The 12011-nt window shown below is 68.4% G+C and carries 10 protein-coding genes; 9 read left to right on the top strand and 1 reads right to left on the bottom strand.

The genetic code is table 11. From position 1 onward, the window contains the following. The 5 genes from HWX07_RS09980 to HWX07_RS09960 all read left to right on the top strand — a co-directional run bounded on the left by HWX07_RS09980 (position 1) and on the right by HWX07_RS09960 (position 6715). Positions 1-1311: a dihydrolipoamide acetyltransferase family protein gene (locus HWX07_RS09980; protein ID WP_175876213.1), complete on the top strand. Its 1311-nt coding sequence runs from the start codon at positions 1-3 to the stop codon at positions 1309-1311. Between the two features lie 4 nt (positions 1312-1315). Beyond that, positions 1316-2707: a dihydrolipoyl dehydrogenase gene (gene lpdA, locus HWX07_RS09975; RefSeq protein WP_175876212.1), complete on the top strand. Its 1392-nt coding sequence runs from the start codon at positions 1316-1318 to the stop codon at positions 2705-2707. Positions 2708-3035: 328 nt separating this feature from the next. Continuing rightward, positions 3036-3665 carry an NAD(P)H-binding protein gene (locus tag HWX07_RS09970; RefSeq protein WP_175876211.1) on the top strand — a complete coding sequence of 210 codons (630 nt, stop codon included), beginning with the start codon at positions 3036-3038 and terminating at the stop codon, positions 3663-3665. 390 nt (positions 3666-4055) lie between these two features. Next, entirely contained in the window at positions 4056-5486 is a 1431-nt protein-coding gene (locus HWX07_RS09965; RefSeq protein ID WP_175876210.1) for a cytosine permease, read from the top strand. Positions 5487-5644: 158 nt separating this feature from the next. Beyond that, the gene (locus HWX07_RS09960) at positions 5645-6715 is read left to right on the top strand and encodes a porin (protein ID WP_175876209.1); all 1071 of its coding nucleotides are present in this window, start codon (positions 5645-5647) and stop codon (positions 6713-6715) included. A 67-nt stretch (positions 6716-6782) separates the two neighbouring features. Here HWX07_RS09960 and HWX07_RS09955 read toward each other — a convergent pair whose 3' ends face one another. Further along, positions 6783-7739 (bottom strand): LysR family transcriptional regulator, encoded by a 957-nt coding sequence (locus tag HWX07_RS09955; protein ID WP_175876208.1) that lies wholly within the window; start codon positions 7737-7739, stop codon positions 6783-6785. A 189-nt stretch (positions 7740-7928) separates the two neighbouring features. On the opposite strand from HWX07_RS09955, the gene HWX07_RS09950 reads away from it, so the two are divergent. The 4 genes from HWX07_RS09950 (at position 7929) to HWX07_RS09935 (ending at position 11980) form a co-directional block, all read left to right on the top strand. Beyond that, positions 7929-9239 (top strand): MFS transporter, encoded by a 1311-nt coding sequence (locus tag HWX07_RS09950; protein ID WP_175876207.1) that lies wholly within the window; start codon positions 7929-7931, stop codon positions 9237-9239. A gap of 31 nt (positions 9240-9270) precedes the next feature. Continuing rightward, the gene (locus tag HWX07_RS09945) at positions 9271-10542 is read left to right on the top strand and encodes a Zn-dependent hydrolase (protein WP_175876206.1); all 1272 of its coding nucleotides are present in this window, start codon (positions 9271-9273) and stop codon (positions 10540-10542) included. Positions 10543-10566: 24 nt separating this feature from the next. Then, on the top strand, positions 10567-11589 hold the full coding sequence (locus HWX07_RS09940; RefSeq protein ID WP_175876205.1) for a histone deacetylase family protein: 1023 nt from the start codon (positions 10567-10569) through the stop codon (positions 11587-11589). Positions 11590-11692: 103 nt separating this feature from the next. Continuing rightward, complete coding sequence (locus tag HWX07_RS09935) at positions 11693-11980, top strand: hypothetical protein (RefSeq protein WP_175876204.1); 288 nt, start codon at positions 11693-11695, stop codon at positions 11978-11980. Positions 11981-12011 lie beyond the last annotated feature (31 nt).

Raw genomic sequence — 12011 nt, 5'->3', positions numbered from 1 at the left:
ATGGGGATTCATGTCATCAAGATGCCGGATATCGGCGAAGGGATCGCCGAGGTCGAGCTGGTGGCCTGGCATGTGGAAGTCGGGCAGACGATCAAGGAAGACCAGCCGCTCGCCGACGTGATGACCGACAAGGCGGCGGTCGAGATTCCGTCGCCGGTGACGGGCAAGGTGATTGAACTGGGCGGCCGGATCGGCGAGATGATGGCGGTGGGTAGCGAGCTGATTCGGCTGGAAGTCGAAGGCGACGGCAACCTGAAGGCCGCGGCACCGGTGCGGGAAACGAAGGTAGCAACCGCACCGGTCGAGGCGGCGGCGCCGTCGAAGCCGGTGGCCGACACGTCGGTCGAACCGCCTGCGCAGCCCGCGGCGCCCCGGGCACCGGCGAAACCGCGTCGCGACGAACCGGCCGCGCCGCCGCGCGCGGCGCTCGCGCCGGGCGAACGGCCGCTCGCGTCGCCGGCCGTGCGTCAGCGCGCGTGGGACATGGGCATCGAGCTGCGCTACGTGCGCGGCACTGGTGAAGCCGGGCGCATCCTGCATGCCGATCTCGACGCGTATGCGCGTACCGGCGGCGCGGCGCACGGATCGCAACCGCGCGGCTACGACGAGCGCCACGACGAAACCGAAGTGCCGGTGATCGGCCTGCGGCGCGCGATCGCGCGCAAGATGCAGGAGGCGAAGCGCCGCATCCCGCACTTCAGCTACGTCGAGGAAATCGACGTCACCGAGCTCGAATCGTTGCGCACGGAACTGAACCGCCGCCACGGCGACACGCGCGGCAAGCTCACGCCGCTGCCGCTGCTGATCCGCGCGATGGTGATCGCGCTGCGCGACTTCCCGCAGATCAACGCGCGTTTCGATGACGAAGCGGGCGTCGTCACGCGCTACGGCGCGGTGCACGTGGGCGTCGCGACGCAGACGGACGGCGGCCTCACGGTGCCCGTGCTGCGTCATGCGGAAGCGCGCGACGTGTGGTCGATCGCGGCGGAAATCGCACGGCTTGCCGACGCGGTGCGGGCGAACCGCGCGCAGCGCGACGAGTTGAGCGGCTCGACCATCACGATCTCGAGCCTCGGCGCGCTCGGCGGCATCGTGTCGACGCCGGTGATCAATCATCCGGAAGTCGGCATCGTCGGCGTGAACCGGATCGTCGAGCGGCCGATGATCCGCGACGGCGCGGTCGTCGCGCGCAAGATGATGAACCTGTCGTCGTCGTTCGACCATCGCGTCGTCGATGGCGCGGACGCGGCCGAATTCATCCAGGCCGTGCGCGCGGTGCTCGAACGCCCGGCACTGCTGTTCGTGGAGTAAGCCGATGAAGAACGAACACACCACACTGCTCGTCATCGGCGGCGGCCCGGGCGGCTACGTCGCCGCGATCCGTGCCGGCCAGCTCGGCATTCCGACCGTGCTCGTCGAACGCGACCGGCTCGGCGGCACCTGCCTGAACATCGGCTGCATTCCGTCGAAGGCGCTGATCCACGTGGCCGACGCGTTCGAGCAGGCGTGCGGCCATGCCGGTGAAGCGGCGCTCGGCATCCGCGTGCGCACGCCGGAGATCGACATCGCGAAAAGCGTCGCATGGAAGGACGGCATCGTCGACCGGCTGACCCGCGGCGTCGGCGCGCTGCTCAAGAAGAACGGCGTGCGCGTGCTGCATGGCGAAGCGCGCGTGATCGACGGCAAGACCGTCGAGGTCGTCAGCGGCGGCCACGCGGTGCGGATCGGTTGCGAGCACTTGTTGCTCGCGACCGGTTCCGAACCGGTCGAGCTGCCGTCGATGCCGTTCGGCGGGCACGTCGTGTCGTCCACCGACGCGCTGTCGCCCGCGACGCTGCCGAAGCGGCTGGTCGTCGTCGGGGCCGGCTATATCGGGCTCGAACTCGGGATCGTCTATCGCAAGCTCGGCGTCGACGTCAGCGTCGTCGAGGCGGCCGAGCGCGTGCTGCCTGCGTACGATGCCGAACTCGTGCGGCCGGTGGCCGATTCGCTCGCGCGCCTCGGCGTGCGGCTGTGGCTCGGCCACACCGTGCTCGGGCTGGACGCGCACGGCGCGGTGCGCGTGCGGGCGGCCGACGGCGCCGAGCAGACGCTGCCGGCCGATCGCGTGCTGGTTGCCGTCGGCCGCAAGCCGCGCGTCGACGGGTTCGGGCTCGAGACGCTGATGCTCGATCGCAACGGCCGCGCGTTGCGAATCGACGACGCATGCCGGACCTCGATGCGCAACGTGTGGGCGATCGGCGACGTCGCGGGCGAACCGATGCTCGCGCATCGCGCGATGGCGCAGGGCGAGATGGTGGCCGAGCTGATCGCCGGCCGGCGTCGCCAGTTCACGCCCGCGGCGATTCCGGCTGTGTGCTTCACCGATCCCGAGATCGTGACGGCCGGCTGGTCGCCGGACGATGCGCACGCGGCCGGCGTCGATTGTCTGAGCGCATCGTTCCCGTTCGCGGCGAACGGGCGCGCGATGACGTTGCAGGCGACCGACGGATTCGTGCGCGTCGTCGCCCGGCGCGACAATCACCTGATCGTCGGCTGGCAGGCGGTCGGGCGCGGGGTGTCGGAGCTGGCCGCGGCGTTCTCGCAGTCGCTGGAGATGGGCGCGCGGCTGGAAGACATCGGCGGCACGATCCACGCGCATCCGACGCTCGGCGAAGCGCTTCAGGAAGCGGCGTTGCGCGCGCTCGGACACGCGCTGCATGTCTGACGTGCGGGCTTGACGGAGCGCTGCCGGTGCGTCGCGTACGCATCGGCAGCGCTTGCGGCGTTTCACGTATTTCATGTTGTTCATTCGGCATCCGCTCGCGCCGGTCTCGAAGCCGACCTGATCGGATTGCCCGTGCCCGCGCGCCGGGTCGGGAACGCGAGTCAGGCGCAGCGGTCGTATTCGATCGCCCGGAACGGCGCCTGACAGGCCCGTAATTTTTCGAGACGAGGGGAGGGTTGCCGCCGCCACGTCGGCCGACGATCATGTCGATAGCCGGAAACCGGGCCGCCTCGGCCCGCAACGCAGGCTTCACACGGAACAACCGGACATGAAACTGCTGCTCGTCGGCGCGACCGGACTCGTCGGGCGCCACGTCCTCGAAGTCGCGCTCACCGATTCGCGGGTCGATCAGGTGGTCGTTCTCGCGCGCCGGCCGCTGTCGCCGCATCCGAAGATGCGTGCGCTGGAAGTCGATTTCGACCATCTGCCCGACACGGGCGACTGGTGGCACGCGGATGCCGTGATCTGCACGCTCGGCACGACGATGCGGGCCGCCGGCTCGCAAGCGGCCTTCCGGCGCGTCGATCACGACTATCCGCTCGCGGTCGCGCGGCTCGCGCACCGGCACGGCACGCCGACCTACGTGCTGAATTCCGCGCTCGGCGCCGATGCTGGGTCGCGCATCTTCTACAACCGCGTGAAGGGCGAGGTCGAGCAGGCGCTCGCCGGCGTCGGCTTCGATTCGCTCACGTACGTGCGACCGGGCCTGATCGGCGGCAGCCGCGACGAGTTCCGGTTCGGCGAGCGGCTGTTCGTGTTCGCGCTGAGCGCCGCCGCGCCGGTGCTGCCGGCGAAGTGGCGCGTGAATCCCGCGCCGCGGATTGCGCGGGCGTTGCTCGACGCGGCGATCGACGCCCGGCCGGGCGTGCAGGTCGTCGCATCCGACCAACTGGTCTGATGCGGTGCCGGCGGGTGCGCCCGTCCGGTAATTCGTCTGCGTTTCCCATGCGGTGACGGCTGCGCCCGATCGGCCCCGGGTGGACCGAACTTTCATTTTTCCGACATCCGGCTTGCGGCAATACTGCGCTGGCGGGCCGCAATGACTCGGACGATTTCGAAATTCGATCGATACCGGGTAATCACCGATATCTCGCAAGTTGTATATACAACATCATCCGCTGGCAATGTCGGCACACGTCGTGCCGCTTGCGCGCCAGCGTGCAGACCGTGCGTGCGTGGCGCATGCCGGCGATCCACGGCGCCCCGCACCGCAGAGCCGAAAGGGCGGCTCGCAGTTTCCTGTCCCGTTCAAACCATGTGTGGTCCTGAGTATTTTGGAGATTGACCCGTGTCAACGAATTCCAGTGGAAAAGCCGGCGGACTGATCGAGGTACGCTCGATCGACTTCATTCCCGACGCCGAGCGCCACGGCGGCCTGCTGAGCCAGTTCACGCTGTGGCTGTCGGCGAACATGCAGATCACGGCCATCGTCACGGGCGCGCTGGCGGTCGTGCTCGGCGGCGACGTGTTCTGGTCGCTGGTCGCGCTGCTGCTCGGCCAGCTCGTCGGCGGCGCGGTGATGGCGCTGCACGGCGCGCAGGGGCCGCAGCTCGGGCTGCCGCAGATGATCTCGAGCCGCGTGCAGTTCGGCGTGTACGGCGCGATGATCCCGATCGTGCTGGTGTGCCTGATGTACATCGGCTTTTCCGCGAGCGGCTCGGTGCTGGCCGGGCAGGCCGTCGCGCAACTGCTGCACGTCGACGACGCGGCCGGCATCCTGCTGTTCGCGGCCGTGATCGTCGTGCTGACCGTGTTCGGCTATCGCGCGATCCACTTCGTCGGCCGGATCGCGAGCGTGGTCGGCATCGTCGCGTTCGTCTACATGTTCGCGCAACTGTTCGCGAACCACGACATCGGCGCGTTGCTCGCGAACAAGCATTTCTCTCTCGCGAGCTTCCTGCTCGCGATGTCGCTGTCCGCGTCGTGGCAGATCGCGTTCGGCCCGTACGTGGCCGATTATTCGCGCTACCTGCCGCGCTCGACGTCGTCGGTCGCGACGTTTCTCGCGGTCGGCCTCGGCTCGGTGATCGGTGCGCAGGCGGCGATGGTGTTCGGCGTGTTCGCGGCGGCGCTGGCCGGCAGCCAGTTCGCGCACCATGAGGTGTCGTACATCGTCGGCCTGGGCTCGACGGGCGCGGTGGCCGCGCTGCTGTATTTCAGCATCGCGTTCGGCAAGGTGACGGTGACGGCGCTCAACGCGTACGGCAGCTTCATGTCGATGGCGACGATCGTCAGCGGCTTTCGCGGCAAGGGCGCGGTATCGTCGAAGAGCCGCCTCGTGTACATCTTCGGGATGATCTGCGTGTCGACGCTGATCGCGCTCGCGGGCCGTCATTCGTTCCTGAAGGAATTCACCGCGTTCATCCTGTTCCTGCTCGCGTTCTTCACGCCGTGGAGCGCGATCAACCTGGTCGATTACTACTGCTTCACGCGCTCGCGCTACGACGTGCCGGCGCTGTCCGATCCCGATGGCCGCTACGGCCGCTGGAACGTGATGGCCATCGCGATCTACGTGGTCGGCATCCTCGTGCAACTGCCGTTCATGTCGACGCACATCTACACGGGGCCGCTCGTCGATGCGCTCGGCGGCACCGATATCTCGTGGATTCTCGGCCTCGTCGTGCCGGCCATGCTGTATTACGTCTGCGCCCGCGCGTCGCGACGCAGCATTCCCGAACGCCTGATCCTGCCGCTCGAACGCGGCGAAGTTCACCACTGACCACGCGTTTCGCGCATCGGGTCGGCACACCGTCGGCCTGAGCGCCGAGTCGGACGCAGCCTGCGTCCGGCTCCATCAACACATCCCGATATCCAGCAATACCGGTGCGGCGCTCACGCCGCGCCCGGTGTCGTTTCAATCTCGACCTATCGAATAGTATGACTAAGCATATTGAAGCGCACGGCATCGATTGCCGGGCGCGGCCGGTGCACGCCGGTTTTCGTCTCACGGTGGCGCTTGCCTGCGTCGCCGGTTCGGGCACTGCGTTCGCGCAGGACGGTGTCACGCTGTACGGCGTGATCGACGAATTCGCGCAGGTCGTGAATACCGGCAACGGCTATACGGCCGCGATCAACTCGGGCGGCCAGTGGGGCAGCCGGTTCGGGCTGAAGGGCGGCGAGGATATCGGCGGCGGCCAGAAGATCGAGTTCGCGCTGGAAAACGGCTTCAACCCGAACGACGGCTCGCTCGCGAGTGCCGGCACGATGTTCAACCGGCAGGCGTGGGTCGGCATCGCGGGGCAATGGGGCAAGGTGCGTGCGGGCCGGCAGAATTCGCCGCTATTCAACGATCAGGGCGGGCAGGATGCATTCGGCGGAGTCACGCAGGCATCCGGCATGGACAACCTGACCGTGTTCGCGTTCCGCACGAGCAACACGCTGTCGTACCAGAGCCCGGAGGTTGCCGGTTTCCAGGGCGGGCTGTACTTCGGGTTCGGCGATGCGGGCGGCGTGCGCTCGGCCGGCTCCAGCCAGCAGTTCGACCTGACCTACGAACACGGCCCGTTCGGCGCATTCGTCGCGGGCCAGTGGTTGAAGAACACCGTGGCGACCACGACGGATCGCACGATCATGGCCGGTGCATCGTATGCAATCGGCAAGGCCACCGTGTATGGCGGTTTTTCTGCAGTGAAGTGGGCCGACCTCGGGATCGATTCGCGCGTGTACGGGCTGTCGGTCAAATACCAGTTCAACCCGGCCAGCTATGTCGCGCTCGGTTACGCGTACCTGCACGACCAGTCGTCGCAGGGTGACAATGCGGACCAGTTCGGGCTGATGTACGAATACGACCTGTCGAAGCGCACGAGCTTCTATGGCGCACTGTCGTACCTGCGCAACCGCAACCAGGCCGGCTATACGCTCGCCGGCGCGGCGAACCCCGGCCTGCCGCTCGCGTATCCGGGCGCGAATGCGCGCGGCGTGCAACTCGGCATCGTGCATCGCTTCTGATGCCCGCGCACGGAGCGACGCGCCGGGCCGCATGCGCCTGGCGCGTGCTCCGGGCGCATGCGCACCGTCATTTCCCGAGCCGCTCAGCGAGCGAGTAGCGCTGCATGCAGCGCTCCATCGCGTCGAGAAACGCCAGCTCGGCCGCGTTCATCTTGCGGTCGCGATGCCACAGCAGGAACACGTCGACATCGACGAGCCCGTCGTCGGGCGGTAGCCGCCACAGCCGTTGCTGCGCGATGTCGTCGCGCACGATGTGCTCGGGCAGGCAGCCGATCCCGTAGCCCGCGAAGATCAGCCGCCGCACCTCCTCGAGGCTCGGCGACGACGCGACGATGCGTCCCGTGAAGCCCTTCTGGTCGCGAAACACGGTGAGCGGCGACAGGCTGTCGCCGATCTGGTCGCTCGTGAACGACACGAAATTCTCCGCGAGCAGATCGTCCATCCGCAACTGCGTCTGCCCGAACAGCCGGTGATGGCGGCCGCAGTAGATCGCGTAGCGCTGGCGCAGGAAGCAGCGCATCTCCAGCTTGTCGTGCGGCGTGCGGCACAGGCCGAGCCCGGCCGTGGCCGTTTTCTGCAGCAGCGAGGAGAGGATGTCGGATGAGCGCATCACTTCGATCTGCAGATCGATACGCGGATACGCGCGATGAAAATCCGCGAGGAATTCGTCGTAGACGGGCGATTCGATCCGGCTCACCGTCAGCAGCCGGATCGAGCCGGTCAGGTCGGCCGTGCTGTCGTCGATTTCGGTTTCGAGGCGCGAGATGCCGCCGTAGATGTCGCTCGCGATCCGGTACACGACTTCGCCGGCCGGCGTCGGCGCGAAGTGCGCGCCGCGCCGCTCGATCAGCCGGCGCTCGAGCGTCTCTTCGAGCCGCCGCAGCGCCTGGCTCACGGCCGGCTGCGTGACGTGCAGGCGGGCGGCTGCGCGGCTCACGCTGCGTTCCTGCATGATCACCAGATAGGTGCGCAGCAGATTCCAGTCGAGGCGGTCGTTCAGGAACGGGGCGAGGTCGGGGCGCATCGGGTCTCCGGGCAGGCGGCGAACGGGCATTAGTTAAATTTATATCGTGAATAATAACTTGAAATTTGACTAATGATTTCCGGCCATCGATAAAGGAGGGGCGCCGCAGCGTGCGGCGCGAGGCCGCGACAGACGGCCGCCGTCACGATATTGCGTGCTGCCCCGCCGCGGCGCGCGTCAGGAGCCCGCATGAGCCAGTCCCTTCCTTCCGCCCGCCAGCCGGCACGCGCCGCGACGGCCGCGTTCATCGGCACGATGATCGAGTGGTATGACTTCTACATCTACGCGACCGCCGCCGCGCTCGTGTTCGGCGAACTCTATTTTCCGTCGCACGACCCGTTCGTCAGCACGATGGCGTCGTTCGCGACGTTCGCGGTCGGCTTCTTCGCACGTCCGCTCGGTGGCGTGATCTTCGGCCATCTCGGCGACCGCATCGGCCGCAAGAAGGCGCTGATGACGACGTTGATGATGATGGGCGTCGCGACCGTGTGCGTCGGGCTGCTGCCCGCTTATTCGAAGGTCGGCATCCTCGCGCCGGTGCTGCTCGTCGCGCTGCGCGTCGTGCAGGGCATCGCGGTGGGCGGCGAATGGGGCGGCGCGGTGCTGATGGCGGGCGAGCATGCGCCGCAGGGGCGCCGCACGTTTTTCGCGTCGTTCGCACAGCTCGGCAGCCCGGCCGGGCTGATCCTGTCGCTGATCGCGTTCCGCGCGGTCACGTCGATGGACAAGGCCGACTTCCTCGCGTGGGGCTGGCGCCTGCCGTTTCTCGCGAGTTCGGTGCTGCTCGTGGTCGGCATCCTGATCCGGCTCGGCGTGAACGAGTCGCCGGAATTCGCGCGGGTGAAGGAAGCCAACCGCACGGTGAAGCTGCCGGTCGCGGAAGTGTTCCGTTCCGCGTCGGGGCTCGTGCTGCTCTGCATCGGCGCGAACACGATCGGCATCGCGGGCGTCTATTTCACGAACACGTTCATGATCGCGTACACGACGCAGTACGTCGGCGTGTCGCGGTCGTTGATCCTCGACAGCCTGTTCGCGGTCGCGATCATCCAGTTCTTCGCGCAGCCGCTCGCCGCCTGGATCGCCGAGCGGATCGGCGGCGCGCGCTTCCTCAAGCTCGCGGCGCTGCTCGCGATGCTGTCGCCGTATCCGATGTTCATGCTCGTGCAGGGCGGCACGTCCGCGTCGCTGATCGCCGGCATCGCACTCGCCGTGGTGTGCATGGCCGGCTTCTATTCGGTGATCGCGGGCTTCGTCAGCGACGTGTTTCCCGCGCACGTGCGCTATTCGGCGATCTCGCTCGCTTACCAGATTTGCGGTGCGATCGCGGGCGGCCTGACGCCGCTCGTCGGCACGTGGCTTGCGCATCGTTTCACGGGCCAGTGGTGGCCGCTCGCGGTGTTCTACACGTGTCTCGCCGGTATTTCGCTGCTCTGCATCGTCGCGCTCGATGCGCGCCGCGCCGCGCGGCCGGCCGTCGCCGAAGCGCTCGGCTCGCACTGACCTTCAACGAACGAATCGATCCGGAATGCATATGAAAGACCTGCTGGAAATCGACGGCGCCCGCCTGTGGCGGAGCCTGACCGACATGGCGCGCGTCGGCGCGACCCCGCGCGGCGGCGTCCGGCGCCTCGCGTTGACCGATGAAGACCGGCGCGGGCGCGACCTGTTCGCGCAATGGTGCCGCGACGCGGGAATGACGGTGAGCGTCGATGCGGTCGGCAACCTGTTCGCGCGGCGCGACGGCGCCGATGCGCGGGCAGCTCCTGTGCTGATCGGCAGCCATCTCGACACGCAGCCCGAAGGCGGCCGCTTCGACGGCGTCTATGGCGTGCTGGCCGCGCTTGAACTCGTGCGCACGCTGAATGACGCGGGCATCGCGACCGACAAGCCGCTCGAGATCGTGTCCTGGACCAACGAGGAGGGCGCACGCTTCGCGCCGGCGATGCTCGGCTCGGCCGTGTTCACGGGCGCGTTGCCGCTCGACGACGCGCTCGCGAAGCAGGACGCCGACGGCGTCACGCTCGGCGCGGCGCTCGACGCGTGCGGCTACCGCGGCACGCGCGCGACGGGCGGCGCGGTCGACGCGTATTTCGAGGCGCATATCGAACAGGGGCCGGTGCTCGAGGCGAACGGCACGACGGTCGGCGTCGTCACGGGCGGCCAGGCGATCCGCTGGCTCGACGTGAAGGTGACCGGCGTGGCCGCGCACGCGGGCACGACGCCGATGCCTTATCGCAAGGACGCGTATTTCGCGAGCGCGCAGATCGCGCTCGAACTCGAACGGATCGTCGCCGCCTACGCGCCGCGCGGGCTCGCGACGATCGGGCAGGTCGGCATTCGCAACGCGTCGCGCAACACGATTGCCGGCGACCTGACGTTTGCGGTCGACCTGCGTCATCACGACGACGCCGAAGTCGATGCGATGGAGCGCGACCTGCGCGACGCCTGCGCACGCGTGGCCGCCGCGCGCGGCGTGCAGGTGGCGATCGCCACCTGCTGGCGCAGCCCGGCGACGCCGTTCGACCGCGATTGCGTCGGGCTGGTCGCGCAGGCGGCCGCCGCGTTCGGCTATTCGAACGAGCGGATCGTGAGCGGCGCCGGCCACGATGCGATCCTGCTCGCGCGCCGTTTCCCGACCGCGATGGTGTTCATTCCGTGTGTCGACGGCCTGTCGCACAACGAAGCCGAGGATGCGTTGCCCGACGACGTGACGCGCGGCACGAACGTGCTGCTCCATGCGGTGCTGGCGCGCGCGGGCATCGCGGCGCGCGTCGACACGGCGGCTGTCGCGCACGGCGCCTGATCCGGCGACTCGACGAGGACCACCATGAAAACCTATTTCCATCCCGAACAACTGCTGCACCATCCGCGCAGCTACCTGTCGCGCGGCCAGATGCGCGAACCGCAGGAAGTGCCCGAACGCGCGGCGCGGCTCGTCGCGGCCGTCCGGTCGCTCGACTTCGACGTGTGCGAGCCGGCCGACCGCGGCACCGCGCCGATCGCGGCCGTGCACGACATGAACTACCTGCGCTTTCTCGAGGACGCGCACCGCGACTGGAAGCAGATGCCCGACGACTGGGGTGACGAAGTGATGTCGAACGTGTTCGTGCGCGACCCGAACCCGCTGCGCGGCGTGCTCGCGAAGGCCGCGCGCTACCTCGCCGACGGCAGTTGCCCGGTGGGCGCGAACACGTGGCGCGCGGCGTACTGGTCCGCGCAGGGTGCGCTGGCCGCCGCGGCCGACGTCAACGACGGCGCACGCGAAGCGTACGCGCTGTGCCGGCCGCCCGGCCATCATGCGCGGCACGACGCGGCCGGCGGCTTCTGCTACCTGAACAATGCGGCGATCGCCGCGCAGGCGCTGCTCGGTCGCCATCGCCGCGTCGCGGTGCTCGATACCGACATGCATCACGGGCAGGGCGTGCAGGAGATCTTCTACGGCCGCGACGACGTGCTGTACGTGTCGATTCACGGCGACCCGACCAACTTCTATCCGGTCGTCGCGGGTTACGAGGAAGAGACGGGGGCGGGCGCCGGCGACGGCTTCAACCTCAACCTGCCGATGCCGCACGGCGCGCCGGAGTCGGCATTCTTCGAGCGGCTCGACGACGCGTTGCGTGCACTCGCGCGGTTCCAGCCCGATGCGCTGGTGCTCGCGCTCGGTTTCGACATCTACAAGGACGATCCGCAATCGCAGGTCGCCGTCACGACCGACGGGTTCGGGCGGCTCGGCGGTGCGATCGGCGCGCTCGGCTTGCCGACGGTGATCGTGCAGGAGGGCGGTTATCACCTCGCGAGTCTCGAGGCGAACGCGCGCGCGTTTTTCGGCGGGTTTGCCGCCGGGCGCTGACGGCTCGGCAGGGTCGGATCGCGTGCGCGCGGGTTCAAGTTTTCCGAGCGCACGCCGATAATTCGCGCATTCGCCGGATGAATGCACGAAGGAGGGCCGCACGATGACAGCCGGCCAAATGACCCGCGCGACGATCGCGCTCGCGATGCTGGGCGCGGGATCGCTCGCTGGCGGCGCGGAACCGTCGATTTCGCTGCGCGTCAGTCTCACCATTCCGGAAACCTGCACGATCGGCTCCGCCGCTCGGCACGCCTCCGATATCGACATGCCGAGCGTCAGTTGCGTGCATGGCACGCCGTTCACGCTGAGTCACGCGTCGCGGCCCGATCCGCGGGCGGCGCCGCACGACATCGGCGCGGGCCCGCCGCCCGCATGGACCGTCACGTTTTGAGCGGCGCACGTGGCCTGCCGTCCCGTCATTC

The organism is Burkholderia sp. BCC0097, from assembly GCF_902832985.1.
Taxonomy (GTDB): Bacteria; Pseudomonadota; Gammaproteobacteria; order Burkholderiales; family Burkholderiaceae; genus Burkholderia; species Burkholderia orbicola.
This window is presented reverse-complemented; position numbering and strand designations above follow the sequence as displayed.